The organism is Nocardia asiatica NBRC 100129 (genome assembly GCF_000308415.1).
GTDB classification, from domain to species: Bacteria; Actinomycetota; Actinomycetes; order Mycobacteriales; family Mycobacteriaceae; genus Nocardia; species Nocardia asiatica.
The window spans coordinates 1-17,662 of the sequence record NZ_BAFS01000117.1; the positions used below are offsets into that span (position 1 = coordinate 1).

Here is a 17,662-nt window from a genome sequence, read left to right on the forward strand (position 1 = left end):
GCGCGTGTTCATTCGTCCAATGTGCGTGGCTTCGCGCACCTTCCCGTCACCGTGGAGACCCGATAATGCCAAGAGTCGCCCCTCATCCCGAGCGCAGGCCCGCGCTCGTCTCCGGCGCTTCCTCCGGGATCGGCGCCGCCACCGCCGTGGCCCTGGCCGAACTCGGCCATCCCGTCGCGCTCGGCGCCCGGCGCGTCGATCAGTGCGCCGAACTGGCGGACAAGATCCGGGCCGACGGGGGCGAGGCGTTCGCCCACCGCCTGGACGTCACCGAGCCGGACTCGGTCGAGGAGTTCGTGAGCGCCGCCGAGGAAGCGCTCGGTCCCACCGAGATCCTGGTGTCGAGTGCGGGCGATATCGAGTTCGGTCAGGTGCACGCGATGGATCCGGAACGGTTCGTGCGGCAGGTGCAGGTCCATCTCGTCGGCGCGCAGCGCCTCGTGCACCGGGTGCTGCCCGGCATGTTGCGCAGGCAACGCGGCGACGTCGTGCTGATCAGCTCGGACTGCGCGTCCGAACCGCGGCCGCGCACGGGCGCCTACAGCGCCGCCAAGGCGGGCCTGGAAGCCATGGCCGCGCAGATGCGTATGGAACTCGAGGGCAGCGGCATCCGCCTGTCGCAGGTCCGGCCCGGACCGACCCTGACCGGCATGGGCATGGACTCCACGCCCGAGATCGTCGGCCCGGTGCTGGAGGACTGGAAGGCATGGGGGTTCGCCAGGCATCCGTACATGCTGCGCGCGAGCGACTTGGCCGCCGCGGTGGTCGCGGTGGTGTCCACGCCGCGCGGCGCGCACCTGGTCCTGGTCGAGGTGCAACCCGAGGCGCCGGTGCGTCCGCTCGCGGACGGCGCGGAACCGAACGATTAGACAAGGAAGGGCCGACGATGCGAGTGCTGGCCGATCTCGATCTGTGTCAGGGGCACGCGGTGTGCCAGGACGAGGCGCCCGAGGCGTTCCACGTTCCCAAGCGCGGCAAAGTGGAGATTCGCGATGCCGCCGCGGATTCGCGAACCCAGGCCGACGTGCGGCGCGCCGTCCGCTACTGCCCGACGCAGGCGTTGTCGCTCGTCGCGGAGGAGTGAGCGTATTTCTTCCCGCGCGGCGGGTAGGCAGGGCGTGCGGGGGCGAATACGATGAATCCAAAATCGGAACGTGTTCTAATTCAGTCGCCCTGTCCGGCCCGGCACCTGCGGCGATACCCGACGTCATGGAGAAGATCCGATGAGCACAGCACATACCGACAAGGCGAAGGGCGCCCTGCCCGCCGGGATCACCGGCGAGCTGATCGCGCGGCTGACCGGCCTGGTCGCCGCCGACGGTGGCGCGGCGCCGTTCGAGATGACCGAGGTCTACACCGGCGCGCCGGTCGGCGAGTTGCCGCAGTCCACCCCGCAGGACGTCCGGAACGCGTGCGCCGCCGCCCGGGCCGCGCAGACGCAGTGGGCCGCTCTGCCGCTGCGGCAGCGGTTGCGCGTGTTCGAGCGGCTGCACGAACTGATGCTCGGCGAAGTGGAGACCACCGCCGACCTGATCCAGATCGGGTGCGGCAAGACCCGTCGCATGGCCGTCGAGGAATCCTGCGACGTGCCCATGGTGATCAGTCATTACCTCAAGACCGCCCGGCGGGTGCTGCGGCCGAAGCGCCGCGGCGGCCCGATGCCGCTGTTGACCACTTCCACCGAGCAGCATCGCCCCAAAGGGCTCGTCGCGGTGATCGCGCCGTGGAACTTTCCCTTCGCCATCGCGCTGTCCGACGCCATGCCCGCTCTGATGGCGGGCAACGGCGTCGTGTTGAAGCCGGACAACAAGACCGCTTTGTGCGTGCTCTTCGGCGTCGAGCTGCTGCACCGCGCCGGGCTGCCCCGGGGGCTGGTCCAAGTGGTGTGCGGTGAGGGCCCCGACATCGGACCGGCGTTGATCGACAACGTCGACTTCGTCATGTTCACCGGCTCGACCGCCACCGGCCGGATCGTCGGCGAGCGGGCCGGTCGCAACCTCATCGGGTGCAGCCTGGAACTGGGCGGCAAGAACCCGATGATCGTGCTCGCCGACGCGAACCTGGACGAGGTGATCCCCGGCGCGGTGTTCGCCGCGTTCGCGAACTCGGGGCAGGCGTGCATGCACATCGAGCGCATCTACGTGCACCGCGCCATCCACGACGAGTTCCTGCGCCGGCTGATCGCCGCCGCGGCCGAATTGAACGGAAAGATCGGCGCCGCTTACGATTACACGCCGGAGTTCGGCTCCCTGGTGTCGCCGCAGCATCTGGAACGGGTCGCCGCCCACGTCGAGGACGCACGGTCCAAAGGGGCCACCGTGCACGTCGGCGGGCGAGCGCGCCCCGATGTCGGTCCCGCGTTCTACGAGGCCACCGTGCTGACCGGTGTGACCCCCGAGATGACCCACGCGACGCTGGAGACCTTCGGTCCGGTCGTCACCGTGTACCCGTTCGACGACGAGCAGGAGGCGGTGCGCTCGGCCAACGCCACCGACTACGGTTTGAACGCCAGCGTGTGGACGCGGGATTTCGCGCACGCCGAGCGGATCGCGGCCCAGTTGCAGGCGGGCAATATCAACATCAACGACGGTTTCGTCGCGACCTACGCCGCCAAGGGCACGCCTTCGGGTGGCGTGAAGCAGTCCGGAGTCGGCGCCCGGCACGGTGACCAGGGCCTGCTGAAGTACACCGACACGGTGAACGTCGGCGTGCTCAAGAAGCAGGTGCTCGCCGCACGGGCCGGTCAGCCCTACGACAAGCAGCTGAAGATGACGCTCACGTCGCTGCGGCTGATGCGCCGAACCAGGTTGCGCTGAGCGGCGTCACCTCGCCGGAACCGGCGCGTCCGCGGCGGTCCCGGGCTCTGCCGATCCGGTAGCGTGGCCGTCGGGGTGGATCCATGGAATCGAGAATGGGCAGGTCCATACGTATGAGCCTTCGAGAAATTCCGCTGCGCACACTGTCCGGCGAACCGACGACCTTGGCCGGCCTGGTCGGCGACCACGCCGTCCTGCTGGTCAACGTGGCCTCGAAATGCGGTCTCACACCGCAGTACTCCGGACTGGTCGAACTGCACAAGACCTTCGGCTCGCGCGGCTTCAGCGTGGTCGGCGTGCCGTGCAACCAGTTCATGGGCCAGGAGCCGGGCACTGCGGAGGAGATCCAGCAGTTCTGTTCCACCACCTATGGCGTCGATTTCCCCTTGCTGGAGAAGGTCGACGTCAACGGCGACCAGCGGCACCCCCTCTACCGGCAACTGGTGGAGACCCCCGACGCCGAAGGCAACGCCGGTGACATCCAGTGGAATTTCGAGAAGTTCCTGATCGACCGCGACGGCAAGGTCGCGGGCCGCTTCCGTCCGCGCACGACACCCGAGGCGCCGGAATTGGTCGCGGCGATCGAAGCCGCGCTCTGAGGTGGCAGCGCCAGCCGGGGCCGTCGTCCGTTCGGGGCGGCGGCCCCGGTCGCGTTCCTGCCGGAATTCGCGGCGCTCAGCTTCGAGCGCACCGCGAGAGCCGGAAATTCTGTGTTGTCACCGATCTCGGCTACGTGGCTCGTCCGGCTCCGCTCGGGTACCTGGCTCGGCCCTCGTTCACCGGGTCACTGTGGCGCACGGATTCGGCAGCGCCGAGAACGTGGCCAAGTCGCAGACGCCGCTGGTGAAGATGGTCAGGGGTGCGGCGACCAGGAGCACGAGAATCCCGATGACGTCGCCGCGCTCGAGGTGGTACATGGCGGTGCGCGCCGCGGCCGATCCCGCATCCACCGCCGAAGAGCCGGTTCCGGGGTCTGCGACGGTCACCGTGGCGGAGTCGATCGGCTCGGCCGTCGCGCCGGCGGCGGTGACGACGAGAGTCGCCGCCGCGACCGAGGCGGCGGCGAGGCGGAAGGGGGTACGCATCATAGCGCTCCTATGGTTGTGAATTGGCAGTCACATAATAGCGAGAGCATAGACGGCTGTACGGGGAATTGCGGAGGACTGAACAGCATCCGCGGCGGCGTCGCTTGCCCTGTCAACGCCTACCTGTAGATCTTTCTGCTGCTCGGATACGGTGTCGGGCGGCCTATTGAGACTACTGCGACGTCAAGGCGATGCCTCGGTAACAAGTGCATCGGTACGCCCAGTCGGGAAGAATATTCGGTTACTTAGTGGGCGGGCGCGAGCCGGTCTCGTGCGGCGGCCGCTGCCGCCTTCGAGGCTGGCCGGGTGAGCGGCTCACCTGATCCGATGAACCGCCGGAGGGAATCGCGCGAGAAGTGCAAGCGAACGTCGCGCTTGGAGCGTGGCCGGGACGGCGGCGGGTGTCGCCGCTGTTGCAGGCCCTGGCGATATGGTCCGTCTCGTGCTCCGGGCCCGCGGTGTGGCGGGCATGGGTAGCGGGAGCCCGTCGACACCGGTACCGGCAGCGCCTGGTCGAGTCTGTACGGCAATGGGATACCGGCGTCATTTGGGACATTTCTGGCGGTGTGTTCAGTGTCACAGACACTCGCGGCCGCTATCGCCTGACCAAGGTAATTAGGCCAGCTAACGTGTTGAGCAGGCGTGTTCCCGGGACAAGGAGGTCGTCGTGGAGACCGAAACGCGCAAAGAGCGGCTCATGCGCCGCGTCACCCGGCTCTACGCCGAATGCGACGACATCCGCAACGCCACACCGCTCGCCGAGGTCTCCGAGAAGATGCGCGAGCCCGGCGCCGGGCTCGCGCGGATCATCGAGACGGTCATGGTCGGATACGCCGACCGGCCCGCGCTGGGGCAGCGCGCTGCGGAGCTGCGTACCGACGAGGCCGGCCGCACCACGCGGACGCTGCTGCCGCGGTTCGACACCATCACCTACGGCGAACTGTGGGAACGCGTGCGCGCGGTGGCCGCCGCGTGGCATGGTGCTGCGCCGAATCCACTGCGCGCGGGCGATTTCGTGGCCCTTCTCGGCTTCACCAGCAGTGACTACACCGCCCTCGACCTGGCCTGCGCCCATCTGGGACTGGTGGCGGTTCCCCTGCAATCCAGTGCGCCGGTCGCCCAGCTGAGCGCGATCGTCGCGGAAACCGCGCCTCGGGTGCTGGCCGCGACGCCGGATTTGCTCGACGCCGCGGTGACCTGCGCCCTGGCGGAATCCGGGCCGCAGCGACTGATCGTCTTCGACTACCACTCCGGCGACGACGACCAGCGCGCGGCATTCGAAACGGCCCGCGCCCGGCTGACCGCCGCGGGCAGCCCGGTGGCGCTCGAATCCCTCGACGAGGTGCTCGCGCGAGGCAGGTCGCTGCCCCCCGCGCCGCTGTTCACCCCCGAGCCGGGCGAGGACCCGCTGGCCTTGCTGATCTACACCTCGGGCAGCACCGGCACTCCGAAAGGGGCGATGTACAGCGAGCGCCTGGTTGCCAGGGGATGGCTGAACCGGCCCGAGGTCGCCGCGATCAACCTCAACTACATGCCGATGAGTCACGTCGCCGGTCGCGGGTCGCTGACCGGCGTACTGGCGCGCGGCGGCATCGCCTACTTCGCGGCCGAGAGCGATATGTCGACGCTCTTCGAAGACGTCGCGTTGGCGCGGCCGACCGAAATGTTCTTCGTCCCGCGTGTGTGCGACATGATCTTCCAGCGCTTCCGGGCTGCGATGGATCGGCGGGACGGGCCGGGCGTGGACCGGGCCGCCCTGGAAGCGGAGGTGAAAGCCGAACTGCGCCAAGACTTCCTCGGCGGGCGCATGATCGTGGCCATCTGCGGAAGCGCGCCGGTGTCGGCGGAGATGAAGTCGTTCGTAGAGTCGGTGCTCGATCTGGAACTGCACGACGGATACGGGTCCACGGAGGCGGGCGGCGTCGTCATCATCGACGAACGGGTGCAGCGGCCGCCGGTGCTCGACTACAAGCTCGCCGACGTCCCCGAGCTGGGTTACTTCCGGACCGACAAACCGCATCCGCGCGGCGAGCTGCTGTTGCAGAGCGCCACCCCGATCTCCGGCTACTACAAGCGGCCGGAGATCACGGCCGAGATCTTCGACTCCGACGGCTTCTACAAGACCGGCGACATCGTCGCCGAGCTCGCCCCGGATCGGCTGGTCTACGTCGATCGGCGCAACAACGTGCTGAAACTGTCCCAGGGCGAATTCGTCGCGGTCTCGCGCCTGGAGGCGGTCTACGCGACCAGCCCGCTGATCCGGCAGATCTTCGTGTACGGCAGCAGCGAACGCGCCTACCTGCTCGCCGTGATCGTGCCCGGCGAGGACGTGCTGGGCCGGGACGATCCGGAGAAGATGAGGACGGCGCTGAGCGAATCGCTACGACAGCTCGCCAAGGACGCCGAGTTGCAGTCCTACGAGATCCCCCGCGATTTCCTGATCGAGCCCGAGCCGTTCAGCACGGCCAACGGATTGCTGTCGGGCATCGGAAAGTTGTTGCGGCCCAAGTTGAGAGAGCGATACGAGCCGCGCCTGCGGCAGTTGTACGACGAGCTGGCCACCGGGCAGGCGAACGAACTGCTCGACCTGCGCCGCGGCGCGGCCGACCTGCCCGTGCTGGAGACGGTGAAACGCGCGGTGCGAGCCGTACTGGGCTGTGCGGACTCCGATCTGCGTCCCGACGCGCATTTCACCGATCTGGGTGGCGATTCGCTCGCGGCGCTGTCGCTGTCGAACCTGTTGCAGGAGATTTTCGGCGCCGAAGTGCCGGTGTCGGTGGTGATCAGCCCGGCGAACACCCTGCGCGAGGTGGCGAACCACATCGCGGCCGAACGTGCTTCGGGCTCGCGCGGCGCCACGTACACCACCGTGCACGGTGCCGGCTCGCGGGTCCGAGCTGCCGATCTGACGCTCGACAGGTTCCTCGACGCCCGCACCCTCGCCGCGGCGCCGAGCCTGCCGCGCGCCTCCGCGACCGCGCGCACGGTGCTGCTCACCGGCGCGAACGGCTACCTCGGGCGCTTCCTGTGCCTGGAGTGGCTGCGGCGGATGCACGAGGGCGGCGGCACACTCGTCTGCCTGGTCCGGGGCGCGGACGAGGCCGCGGCGCGCGAGCGCCTCGACAGCGCCTTCGACTCCGGGGATCCCGCACTGATCCGAGAGTTCCGGCAGCTGGCTGCCGCGCATCTCGAGGTGGTCCCGGGCGATATCGGGGTGCCGAACCTGGGCTTGGACGATCCGGCATGGCGGCGGCTGGCCGAGCGCGTCGATCTGATCGTGCATCCCGCCGCACTGGTCAACCACGTCCTGCCGTACCGGCAGCTGTTCGGCCCGAACGTGGTGGGCACCGCCGAGTTGATCCGTCTGGCCCTCACCACCCGGCTCAAGCCGTTCACCTATCTGTCGACGGTCGCCGTGGCCGCGCAGATCGATCCGGCCGTGTTCAGCGAGGACGGGGACATTCGCGAGATGAGCCCGGTGCGCGCCGTGGACGACAGCTACGCCAACGGTTACGGCAACAGCAAGTGGGCGGGGGAGGTGCTGCTGCGCGAGGCCAACGATCTGTGCGGGTTGCCCGTCGCGGTGTTCCGGTCGGACATGATCCTCGCCGACCGGCGTTATGCCGGTCAGCTCAACGTGCCGGACATCTTCACCCGGCTGCTGCTGAGCCTGATCCGCACGGGTATCGCGCCGTTCTCCTTCTACCGCACCGACGCCGAGGGCAACCGCTCGCGCGCCCACTACGACGGCCTGCCCGTCGACTTCACCGCGGCCGCGATCACCGTCCTCGGCGCGGCGGCCGGAACGGGTTTCCAGAGTTTCGACGTGCTCAACCCGCACGACGACGGCCGCTCGCTCGACGAGTTCGTCGACTGGCTGATCGCGGCGGGCCATCGGATCGAGCGGATCGCCGACTACGACGAGTGGTTCACCCGGTTCGAGACCGCCCTGCGTTCCCTGCCGGAACGGCAGCGCCAGGCTTCCGTACTGCCGCTGCTGCACGCCTATCGACGACCGGCCCCGCCGGTTCGCGGCTCGGCGCTGCCTGCGGAGATCTTCCGCTCCGCCGTCCGAGCCGCGAACATCGGCGCAGACCAGGATATTCCGCGGATTTCCCCGGAACTGATCGAGAAATACGCCACGGACCTGGCCTTGCGCGGCCTGCTGTAGGAGCTAGGACGGCCTCGGTACGGCGTCGAGCAGGGCGTGGCCGATTCGTTCGGCTTGAACCAGGATGTTCGTCTGCGCCGAGATGTAGTCGCCGATGCCTTGCTCCTGGGCGGCCCGCAGGTAGGGCGGCAGCGGCTGCTGGATCTCGGTGGGAATGACGTTGTCCAGCAGCGCTTCCATCTCACCGCGCAACGGGTTTCCGGTCGCGGCCTGGTTGTCCAGTTCGAGCCGGCCGGCGTCGGTGCTGTAGTCGTAGAGTTCGAATTCCTGCTCGGCCGCCGGATCGATCCGGATCTGCCCGTGCACCCAATGCGAGTAGGAGGCGAACTTCGCGTCGGCGGTGCGCACCATCGCGACGTGGCCGGGCGCGTTCTGATTGAACAGGATCGCCGCCTCCTCGATGGACGCCTCGTCGGTCGTGTGCGCGATCCAAGGCCGGCCCGCGGCGCCCGCGTTCCGGCACAGCGCGGCGATATCGAGCCGCCCGCTCAGATGTTCGTAGCGCCCGTCGCCACGCCAGCCGTCGCCGCCGGTGCCGATGGTGAGCAGCAAGGGCGTGAAATCGACGCTGGAGGTGAGCTGTTGTCTGCTGCTCGTGCCCTCGACCGGGCTCAGATAGCCACGCGGATCGTGGACGTAGAGCGGAACGCGTAACGCCTCGTCGTAGGCGCCGCCGCCTTTGCCGTGCAAACCGTGCGAACCGGCGTAGTCCCCGTGGTCGGAGGTGAAGACGACGACGGTGTTGGCGGCCACGTCCGGACGGGAGTGCAGGGTGTCGAGCACACGGCCGATCTGGATGTCGACCTGCTGCTGGGCCCACAGGTACAGGTTGCGCATCTCGATCCAGGCATGCACGGCTTCCGGCGTCCCGTACGGCGCCGCCCCGAACGCGACCGCCGAGACCTCGACCAACGCCATCTGCAGGCGGGGCTTGCGCGACAGCTGCTCGAGGGATTCGAAATTGGGCGGCAGTTCGGTCATCCACCGCGGGATGTCGGCGCTGAACTGGTCGCGGCGGGTCCAGCGCGGCCACCACTGGATGTCGTGCGGGTTGACCAGCGACACCGTCGTGCACCAGGGGGCGTTGCCGGAATCGTTCTCGAACCAGTCGACGAATTGGTCGACGATCTTCGGATCCGCTTGCAGCCCCTGACCTGGCGCGCCATTCGGGGAGGGATAGGTGCCGCCGTGGAATCCGTAGGCTTCGAGCGCGCCCGGTGTGCGATCGGGATAGCTGCCGAGATGCCACTTGCCCCAATACGTGGTGTCGTAGCCGTGGTCGCGCAGCATCGATCCCCAGGTGGGGAACAGCGGCGACAACGTCGACTCCGACACGACCATGCACCCGGTCTGCTGCGAGTACAGTCCGGTCAGCAGGCAGCCGCGAGCGGGTGTGCAGTCGTTGGCCGCCGTGTAGTGATTCTCGAAAGACACACTGCCGCTGCGGATCCGGGCGATGTTCGGCAAGACCGTGTCCAAGGTCTGCTGATCGGGAAACCACACCGGTGTCCGCATCTCGTCCACGATGATCACCAGGATGTTCGGCTTGTCCGGGTCGGTGTCCGCCCGTGCCCGGCCCGGTGCCGCGCCGGCCGATACGGCGGCCGCGGCCGTCGCCGAGGTGGCCGCACTGGTCAGAAATCCCCTGCGAGTGAACGAGCTCGGCAATGTTCCTCCACGAATGAGTGATGTTCGTCGGTCGAATGGAACGCGGAGAATCTCGGTGCTGTCACCGTAGCGCCGCCCGGCGCGCGGTCGCGGCCCTCCGGCGTGGACACGCCGTCACCGAATCAGCTGGCAGAGCGATGCGCGCCGATCGCTGGCCGCTCTGGGAAGGGCGCACGCGGTGCTCGCGGGAAGAGTGTCAAGGCAGACCCACGAGGTCGGCCATCACGTTCATGTGGTGGTGGAAGTATTCGTCGCGCGCGTCGATGGTTCCGTTCAGGCGGCCGAACAGTTCGAAGCTGATCAGGCCGAACAGCTGGGTCCAGCCGGCGAAGACGCGGTCGAGCACGTCCTCGGGCATGTCGGCGGGCGGCTTCTGCTCGATGAGCCGGCGCAGGTCGGCGCGGACCGGCGCGGGCAGCGGGGTCGGCAGCGGTGGCGGGGTCGGTTTTTCCGCCCCCGCGTACACGATGTCGACCAGTCGTAGGACTACGGCCGCGGCGGGGGCGACGGTGTCCTCCGGTGCGGAGTATCCGGGCACCGGACTGCCGTAGAGCAGGCCGTATTCGGCGGGATGAGCCAGGGCCCAGTCCCGCACGGAGGAGCACACCGCCATCCAGCGGCCGCGCGGATCGGTCTCGGGGTGTTTCGCGTCGGCGGCTTCGGCGGTGGCGGCCAGCGCCTGGTACGCCTCCAAGATCAAGGCGGTGAGCAGGTCGTCTCGGCTGGGGAAGTACCGGTACAGCGCGGACGCGACGATGCCCATATCGCGTGCGACGCCCCGCAGCGAAAGGTTCGCGCCATCCACCGCCAACCGTTTTCGCGCGGTGGCTTTGATCTCCTCGATCATCTCGGAGCGGACGCGGGCCCGGAGGGAGGAAGCGGACATTCCCCCAGTGTAGAGAGCGAGTGGCAAATCTGAGAACGGAAGAATGTTTCGTGAACACCGTTCTTGCTCAAGTCGATGTTCTCGGTTACGGTGAGTCCATTGGAAAGAACGGTGTTCTCGAAGTGGAACACCGGACAGAACGGGTTGCCATGTCCCTGTACGTCGTTATCGGAGCCGGTCCCGTGGGCGCGGCGACCGCTGGATTGCTCGCCGAACGCGGCGAGCGGGTGCGCGTCATCACCCGCCGCGGTATCGGCCCGGATCACCCGCTGATCGAGCGCGTCGCCGCCGACGCCACCGACGCTGCCGCGTTGACCGGGCATTGCGCGGGCGCGCACGTCGTCTTCCAGTGCGCCCAGCCGCCCTATCATCGCTGGGCCACGGACTTCCCGCCGCTGGCCGCCGCCTCGCTGCGCGCTGCCGAGGCAGCCGGCGCCGTACTGGTCAGTGTCGGAAACCTGTACGGCTACGGGCAGGTCGACGGCCCGATCGGCGAGCAGTGCCCGCTGCGCCCCAACAGCGTGAAGGGCCGGGTGCGCGCGGAACTATGGGCCGAAGCGCTGGCCGCGCATCAGGCGGGCCGCGTTCGCACCGCCGAAGTGCGCGGATCGGATTACCTCGGCGCGGGAGCCAAGTCGGCGTTCACCATGGTCGCGCTGCCTGCCGCGCTCTCGGGCCGCCGCGTGCTGTTCCCCGGCGATCCGGACGCCGCCCACAGCTGGACCGACGTCACCGATACCGCCCGCACCCTGATCGCGGTCGCCGACGACGAAACCGCGTGGGGCCGCGCCTGGCACACGCCCACCGCGCCGCCGATGTCCGTGCGGGAACTGGCCGGGCTCGCGGCGACGGTGGCGGACGCGCCCCCCGTGCGTGTGGGGCGGATGCCCGCCGCCGTGCTCTGGCTCGCGGGCCTCGCCGATCCCAACGCCCGCGAGTTGCGCGAACTGCGCTACCAGTTCGATCGTCCGTTCGTGCTCGACTCCTCCGCCGCCACCGCGGCCTTCGGCATCGAGCCGACACCGACCGCGCAATCCCTGCGCGCCACGATCACCGCCCTGCGGGCGGAAGAAGTCACGTCCGTCGGCTGAAGCGTGCCGGTCCGGTCGGCTCGTCGCACGGGTGCGGGTCGCGCATGGGGCAACCTCCCCATCCGCGCCTGCGGAAGGACCGATGACAAGCAGCGTGGGCAGGTAGGACGTGAGTGCCACGGACGCCCGGCGGCATACAGCGGGCGGCCGTAGCGGCCCACTGGAAAGGACGCGCAATGCCTTCGCCGACAGCCCTGGCCGGGGTCGGGCAACCGTCAACCGCGATCGGAAATCAGTCGCACGGTCTGCACGATGTGCGCGCACACGACCCCGGCGTCATCACGCACTTCGACAGTGACCACGACCTGACGCGCACTCACCCGCAGCGGAACAGCCGTCGCGGTGGCGACATCGGCGATCTGGCGCAAGAAGTGGGTGGTGGAGTCGGCCGACGTGTTGTGCCGCTATCGGATTCCGGGAGTCGCCGGGTGCGGGCCGACGCAGCCGAGGATGAAACAGCCCGGCGGCCAGTTCGTGAACGGCGCGGACATGGGCTTGCCCAGGCAGGACAGCGGATTGCAGCCCGGGTAGGCCATCGGGCCGATACCGAGTGCGGCGAGAGTCGCGTCCGGGTTCGAGATCATCGGATCGGACAGTTGGACATCCGACTGCTGTTCGTAGGGCGCCGCGGCGGGTATGCGGGGCTCCCGGAAGGCGGCGCCGACCGCCCGCAGGACATCGTGCGGGAAGCTCAACGCGCTTCCCGGCACGGTGACACCGGTCCAGCTGACCATCAATCCGAGGCTCGGCACGACGAAATTGTCCTGGCGCATCATGCCCGACATCTGCATCGCGTCCGGCGGCAGACCAGGAAAGTAGTTGGCGCACTCCGGCCCGTTCACCACGAACAGGAAGCCGTAGCAGGGGTTCGTCGGAGTGGGCCGACCGGCCTGCGCGAGATAATCCGCCGAGATGATCTGGTGACCGCCCCACCGGCCGCGATTGGTGAGCAGCAGCCCGAGCTTGGCGAAATCGTCTGGTGGCAGCAGAAGATGCGCGTAACCGTAGGTGTTCCCACTGCGGTCGCGCCCCCAGAAGTAGTCCGTCGACGGAATGCCCAACGGGTCGAACAGCTTTCGTTGCACGTATGCCTGGAAGTCCTCGCCGACCGCACGCTGGATGACGTACGCGAGCAGATCGACAGCGCGCTGACTGTAGCGCCACTCGGTGCCCTGCTGTTGATCGATCGGCATCGCCAACGCCTGCGCGACCACATTCGGGTCGATCTGCGCCAACCCGGTGATGCCCTCGGAGGCCACCGCCACCCGCATGCCGCTGGATTCGACGAGCAGGTTGCGCACCGTGATCGCGCGGTGTCCGGCATCACCGAGTTCGGGCGGCAGATAAACGCCGATAGGGTCGTCGAGCCGCAACCGCTGCTCGTCCACCGCGATCCCGGCCACCATCGAAACCACGCTCTTGGTGCTGCTCCAGAGATTCCACGGCACACCGCCCGCCCGCGCGTTGTTCGGGCCGGTCGCGATCAGGCAATTGTTCCGGAAGATCTGCAGCGTGGTGCGCGTCGAATCCGCCGCGAGCGCCACCGCCTGATGCAGCGCCGCGGAATCGAGTCCGACCTCCTCCGGCGTCGCCGTTTCGGGTACCCGTCCACTGCTGACCGCGCAATGCCGCGGCCCGTCCGGCTCGGCTTGCGCCATCGCCGGTGCACCGACCCCGAGCATCGAGGTTGCCACCGTAATAGCAGCCATCGCAATGCTTCTCATACCTAGACCCACGCAGGCCTCCGCTCTCGATGAACTCCACCTGGCTCATCGCCCCCACCGCACCCCCGGTTACCGCCTTGTGCGCCCCTACTTGTAGGGGCTGACCTGCACCGACCCGCACCCGCTCACGCGGGACCATGGGCACTCAGGCGGGCGTCACATCGCTGATGAGTAACTCGGCCGTCAGCCCCATCGCCAGACGGACCACACACACCTCCAGCCCTGATTGCCCGGGCCCGGCCCCCGCGGTCGACACCGACCTCACCACCCCGACTTCTCCAGCGTCAACGTAAACACCGCCCCTGATGAACAGCGGCTCGTTCAACTTGACCTTGTCGCCGACCTCCACGACCACGCCTCCCGAAAGATTGGGTGGCTCATGGTACGTGGGACTTCGTGCAAGGGACCAGCGTGACAGGCTCGCTACAACCTCACCGCCGCCAAGGGCGTATTCATGTTCGGCTCGATTTCGCTGCAAGGGCGACGCGTGCGGTGGCGCACGTCACGCCGACGTGGTGTCACGCACTCAGCACCGGCGGTGTCTGATGCCCGACCAGTTACACATCGGGAAGCCGGCAGGGACGCCCGCGAACGGCAGACCGACGGCGACGAACCGCTCGGCCGGATCGAGGACGAGCCCGAGTCGCCCGCACCTGAAGGAGAAGCTCATGAATCTCGCCCTCTGGATCGTCACCGGGCTGCTTGCCGCCCTCGCCCTGTTCGGTGGCGCCACCAAAGCGTTCATGCCCAAGGACAAGCTCGACGAACTGGGCAGGAAGTCCGGCGGGGGATGGACCGAGCACGCGAGCGCCGGTTTCGTCAGAACCCTCGGGAGCCTCGAGATCCTGGCCGCGGCCGGACTGATCCTGCCCGCGGCGCTCGATATCGCACCGGCGATGGTGCCGGTGACAGCCGTCTGCTGGATCCTGTTGATGATCGGCGCGATGATCACCCACGCTCGCTACGGACAATACAAATACGTCGCGCTGAATCTCGTCTACCTCGCCATGGCCGCCTTCGTGGCCTGGGGCCGCTTCGGCCCCGAAGCGTTCACCGGCTGATCGAGGTAAGTCGTCAGTGGCCCGCGCTTTGCGGTTCGGCGGTGCCGACCGCCGTGCGCGGTGTGACGAAGCCGGTCGATCAGCGATGGGTGGCGATGAGCCGTCGCAGTGCGGCCTGGGCGGGTGGTCCCCATGTGGGCTTGCCACCAGGGCGACCGTGGACCCCGGCGTCTGCGATGAAGATGCCGGCGAAGGCGCGGAGCACCGCCCATCCGCGGGCGCGCCGCAGAGTCGCCGCGTCCAGGATCCACTGGTAGGCGTCATGGAACTGGTCGGTGGCACCGTCGGGCAGCAGAATCCAGGCGGCAGCGAGATCGAAAGCCGGATCGCCGGCGAAGAGGTCGCCGAAGTCGATCACGCCGCAGATCGCGCCATTCGTGGTGAGGACGTTGGCGGGATGCAGATCGCCGTGCAGCCACAGCGCCGGGCCGGCCCAATCGGGCGCGGCGACGGCGTCTTCCCAGACCGCGCGGACCGCATCTGGATCGGGAATCAGCCCCCGCTCGGTGGCCGCTGCGAGTTGCTCGGCGAACCTGTCGGAACAGGCGGCCAGCGGCCCTCCGCGGTTGCGGCCGATGGGTGCCTGCCCGGGAGCGGGTTGGTGCAGTGCCGCCAGGAAAGCGGCCAGGGTGGTGGCACCTTCCGCCGCATGGGTGACGGGAGCTCGGTCGGCAGGCTCGCCCGGCACCCACGTGGTGACGATCCACGGCCGCCGAAACCGCTCGGAGGGCTCCCCGAAGCGTTGCGGAACGGGGACCGGCAGCGGAAGACCCGGGGCGAGGGCGGGCAGCCAGGTGAATTCCTTGTGTAGCAACGCATCCGCGGATTCCGTCGCCCAGGGCAATCGGACGGCGAGGTCTTCGCCGAGACGCCACAGCTGGTTGTCCCAGCCACGCGCGCCGAGCCGCACAGGGTGATCGGCCAGGTCGGGGTGCTGGTCACGCAGCAGATCTCGCACCAGCTCCGCGGTGATATCGATCCCGGTGTGCGTCATGCGACTCAACGGTAGCCGGGTAGCAGCCGACCCGTCACTGCCGAAGTCGCACTGCCGCCAATGGAGTACACGAGCTGCCTCGTCTGCCCCGCCGAACTCCCGTAACCGCGGGTCGGCCGACGAGTGCTGGATCACTTCTTTCGTGCGCGTAGGACGGGTTCGGCGAGGATGCGGCCGGCGAGCGTGTGGTCGCAGCCGATCACGGTGTAGGAGAGGTCGGGGTCGCTCGACAGGCACCAGCTGCGGTCGGCGGGCCAGAGCATCGTCACGGGTTGTTCGCAGTCCCAGCGAGCCTCCCACGCGGTGTACACCAGGTTCCGGAGGGGGCGGTGACGAGGAGGTAAGTGATGTGCCCGCTCACCCGCTCGGCGAGTTCGCCGAGCGATGGGTCGCCCAGGCTGTGGACGGGCACGGCGTTGTCCGCCGGTGCCGCCGAACCGGGAGCCGTGGAAGTGATGAGGAGTTCCGGGCCGGGGCCGAGGTCAGCGTCATAGGACGCCAGGCAGGCCGGGGCATCGGGGCTGGTGGTTGCGAGGGGGACCGGTGAGCTGACAGGAGCCGGCGCTCAGAACTCAGTTCAGCATGAGTCGGCGTCCCGACAACCCGATCACCCGCGAGACCGCGGCAAGGTCGTTGTGCGGGCTGAGCTTTCACTCGGCTGGTTCGGCAGTGAACGCGTCACTGCCGAACTCGGCGCCGTTCGTGCGCGGCTCATTCAGCTGAGCCGACTTCACGGCCGTTCATCGACCGGCCGTGCCGCCTCCGCTCGACAGGCTGCTGATCGCGCAGACCAGCGCCACGAACGGGTCGGTGATACCACCACAGCTCCCTGCGACCGACACGGCCGGTGCGGGAGCCTGCGGTTCCAGCGGCAACGGCGCCGCGGCGGCCGCCCCAGCACCGGTCAGGGTTGCGGCGCCGATGAGGGCGGCGGCAAATCCACGTACTGCGAACATTCGAACTCCTTGTGCGTCGGGTGAACGGCCGAACCTAATCGGCAAGCCCTCACCACGCATGACCCGAATTGTGTTGTCCTCGAGTCGAGGGGTGCAGAACTCAGGGGTTGGTCCAAGCCTGGTCGTCGTCGCGGGGCTCTGGGCGCTTGTCGATGAATCTCCGCGCTGAGCGACAGGATCTGCAGGCATGACGGATTCAATTAGGCGGCAGCGCAGGCCAGGTTCCCGGAGCCACCCGCACCGTGCGGGCCGGTGCGTGAACGGTCATATGGCACACAGGCCGGCCTTGGTGTAGGTGAAAGTCGCCGACCCGGAAACCCGGCGCCCGTCCTCATGCCCGGCGTACGCGCGCGATCGAGGACTCGTTGCATCAGTGTGGCGGAGACCGGCTGCCATCGCTGAGTGCCTCCCTTCTCCCGGAGCCGAACGAGGCAGTCCTCGGCATCGAGGTTCTCGAGCGTCAGATGAAGCAGACCGCCTCGGCGACAGACTGTTTCGATGAACACACGCAGAATCAGGGCATCGACCAGGCCCCCATCCGCGACTGATACCCCGACCCCACCGATCCAACGGTGGGCAATGCCCCGGCCCCGGCCCGGTGGCGTGCGCCCGCAGCCACACAGCAGACCGAGATTCGTTCCATCAGCGCAGCATTGCTGTCGTGGCGTCGACAAAGACGACCGGGCTGTCCGCGTCGAGGGCGGTGACAATCGGTGAGTTACGTCGAAGATTGTCGCCATCGACGAACAGGTGGTCGAACTGCGCTGCGCCGAGGAGGCCGCGATCTCTCCAACCGGTGACGACCAGCCACAACGGCCTGGGCGGTCATCGCCCGTCCCTGACACGGTCGGGCAGCCGGTTGCGTACCGTCGCGGGTTCATCCGGAGTTGGAGAGCACACCCACCTTCGTCTGTGTGTTCTCCCCGGCGCCGAGGCGGCGGCGCAGGTTGGCGAACTGCCGCGCTTGCATGATGAGGTGGGCGGGCTGACCGACGAGAAAGTCGGTGACCGCCATCAAAGGGCGGGGCGCATCCCGCCCGATGGTGCGCACCACCAGGCGAGTGCGTCCGCCGGGTAGTTCGGTGAGATGGAAGCCCCACACGCCTTGGGTGAACATCCGGGGGAGCGGACCACGAGGGTCGAAAGGACGGCCGTTGGGCAACGCGAGATCACTGCGCAGCACCAACGTCGTCGGACGGTCGGCGATGGC

At 68.3% G+C, this 17,662-nt stretch carries 17 protein-coding genes and 1 pseudogene; 7 read left to right on the forward strand and 11 right to left on the reverse strand.

Annotated features, from left to right (window positions below; genetic code table 11):
* Positions 1–65: 65 nt before the first annotated feature.
* The 4 genes from ON27_RS10855 to ON27_RS10870 all read left to right on the forward strand — a co-directional run bounded on the left by ON27_RS10855 (position 66) and on the right by ON27_RS10870 (position 3,415).
* Positions 66–869: an SDR family oxidoreductase gene (locus ON27_RS10855; protein ID WP_043723761.1), complete on the forward strand. Its 804-nt coding sequence runs from the start codon at positions 66–68 to the stop codon at positions 867–869.
* Between the two features lie 17 nt (positions 870–886).
* The gene (locus tag ON27_RS10860) at positions 887–1,084 is read left to right on the forward strand and encodes a ferredoxin (RefSeq protein ID WP_043723763.1); all 198 of its coding nucleotides are present in this window, start codon (positions 887–889) and stop codon (positions 1,082–1,084) included.
* Positions 1,085–1,223: 139 nt separating this feature from the next.
* Positions 1,224–2,816 (forward strand): succinic semialdehyde dehydrogenase, encoded by a 1,593-nt coding sequence (locus ON27_RS10865; RefSeq protein WP_043723765.1) that lies wholly within the window; start codon positions 1,224–1,226, stop codon positions 2,814–2,816.
* A gap of 113 nt (positions 2,817–2,929) precedes the next feature.
* Positions 2,930–3,415 carry a glutathione peroxidase gene (locus ON27_RS10870; protein WP_043723775.1) on the forward strand — a complete coding sequence of 162 codons (486 nt, stop codon included), beginning with the start codon at positions 2,930–2,932 and terminating at the stop codon, positions 3,413–3,415.
* A 177-nt stretch (positions 3,416–3,592) separates the two neighbouring features.
* Here ON27_RS10870 and ON27_RS10875 read toward each other — a convergent pair whose 3' ends face one another.
* The gene (locus ON27_RS10875; RefSeq protein WP_157227147.1) at positions 3,593–3,901 is read right to left on the reverse strand and encodes a hypothetical protein; all 309 of its coding nucleotides are present in this window, start codon (positions 3,899–3,901) and stop codon (positions 3,593–3,595) included.
* 697 nt (positions 3,902–4,598) lie between these two features.
* Here ON27_RS10875 and car point away from each other — a divergent pair.
* Positions 4,599–8,072 carry a carboxylic acid reductase gene (gene car / locus ON27_RS10880; protein ID WP_051046428.1) on the forward strand — a complete coding sequence of 1,158 codons (3,474 nt, stop codon included), beginning with the start codon at positions 4,599–4,601 and terminating at the stop codon, positions 8,070–8,072.
* A gap of 3 nt (positions 8,073–8,075) precedes the next feature.
* Here car and ON27_RS10885 read toward each other — a convergent pair whose 3' ends face one another.
* Together ON27_RS10885 and ON27_RS10890 are read right to left on the reverse strand one after the other, a co-directional pair.
* Entirely contained in the window at positions 8,076–9,740 is a 1,665-nt protein-coding gene (locus ON27_RS10885) for a sulfatase-like hydrolase/transferase (RefSeq protein WP_051046429.1), read from the reverse strand.
* A 196-nt stretch (positions 9,741–9,936) separates the two neighbouring features.
* Positions 9,937–10,626 carry a TetR/AcrR family transcriptional regulator gene (locus ON27_RS10890; RefSeq protein WP_043723777.1) on the reverse strand — a complete coding sequence of 230 codons (690 nt, stop codon included), beginning with the start codon at positions 10,624–10,626 and terminating at the stop codon, positions 9,937–9,939.
* Between the two features lie 149 nt (positions 10,627–10,775).
* Here ON27_RS10890 and ON27_RS10895 point away from each other — a divergent pair, with 149 nt between their 5' ends.
* The gene (locus ON27_RS10895) at positions 10,776–11,717 is read left to right on the forward strand and encodes an NAD-dependent epimerase/dehydratase family protein (RefSeq protein ID WP_043723778.1); all 942 of its coding nucleotides are present in this window, start codon (positions 10,776–10,778) and stop codon (positions 11,715–11,717) included.
* A 215-nt stretch (positions 11,718–11,932) separates the two neighbouring features.
* On the opposite strand, the gene ON27_RS40795 is transcribed toward ON27_RS10895, so the two are convergent.
* The 3 genes from ON27_RS40795 to ON27_RS10905 all read right to left on the reverse strand — a co-directional run bounded on the left by ON27_RS40795 (position 11,933) and on the right by ON27_RS10905 (position 13,790).
* A complete protein-coding gene (locus ON27_RS40795) occupies positions 11,933–12,085 on the reverse strand; it encodes a hotdog fold domain-containing protein (protein WP_157227148.1) in 153 nt (50 codons plus the stop codon).
* Between the two features lie 36 nt (positions 12,086–12,121).
* A complete protein-coding gene (locus ON27_RS10900) occupies positions 12,122–13,426 on the reverse strand; it encodes a serine hydrolase domain-containing protein (RefSeq protein ID WP_043723811.1) in 1,305 nt (434 codons plus the stop codon).
* Between the two features lie 160 nt (positions 13,427–13,586).
* On the reverse strand, positions 13,587–13,790 hold the full coding sequence (locus tag ON27_RS10905) for a hypothetical protein (protein ID WP_157227149.1): 204 nt from the start codon (positions 13,788–13,790) through the stop codon (positions 13,587–13,589).
* 319 nt (positions 13,791–14,109) lie between these two features.
* On the opposite strand from ON27_RS10905, the gene ON27_RS10910 reads away from it, so the two are divergent.
* The gene (locus ON27_RS10910) at positions 14,110–14,502 is read left to right on the forward strand and encodes a DoxX family protein (RefSeq protein WP_043723783.1); all 393 of its coding nucleotides are present in this window, start codon (positions 14,110–14,112) and stop codon (positions 14,500–14,502) included.
* A gap of 79 nt (positions 14,503–14,581) precedes the next feature.
* On the opposite strand, the gene ON27_RS10915 is transcribed toward ON27_RS10910, so the two are convergent.
* From ON27_RS10915 to ON27_RS10935, 5 genes and pseudogenes are all read right to left on the reverse strand, one after another.
* Positions 14,582–15,496 (reverse strand): aminoglycoside phosphotransferase family protein, encoded by a 915-nt coding sequence (locus tag ON27_RS10915; protein ID WP_043723787.1) that lies wholly within the window; start codon positions 15,494–15,496, stop codon positions 14,582–14,584.
* Positions 15,497–15,627: 131 nt separating this feature from the next.
* Positions 15,628–15,765, reverse strand: coding sequence for a hypothetical protein (locus ON27_RS10920; RefSeq protein WP_157227150.1), 138 nt, complete (start codon positions 15,763–15,765; stop codon positions 15,628–15,630).
* 471 nt (positions 15,766–16,236) lie between these two features.
* Entirely contained in the window at positions 16,237–16,452 is a 216-nt protein-coding gene (locus ON27_RS10925; RefSeq protein ID WP_043723795.1) for a hypothetical protein, read from the reverse strand.
* A gap of 642 nt (positions 16,453–17,094) precedes the next feature.
* Positions 17,095–17,265: a hypothetical protein gene (locus ON27_RS42800; protein ID WP_157227151.1), complete on the reverse strand. Its 171-nt coding sequence runs from the start codon at positions 17,263–17,265 to the stop codon at positions 17,095–17,097.
* 64 nt (positions 17,266–17,329) lie between these two features.
* A pseudogene (locus tag ON27_RS10935) lies at positions 17,330–17,662 on the reverse strand (hypothetical protein); the annotation flags it as partial.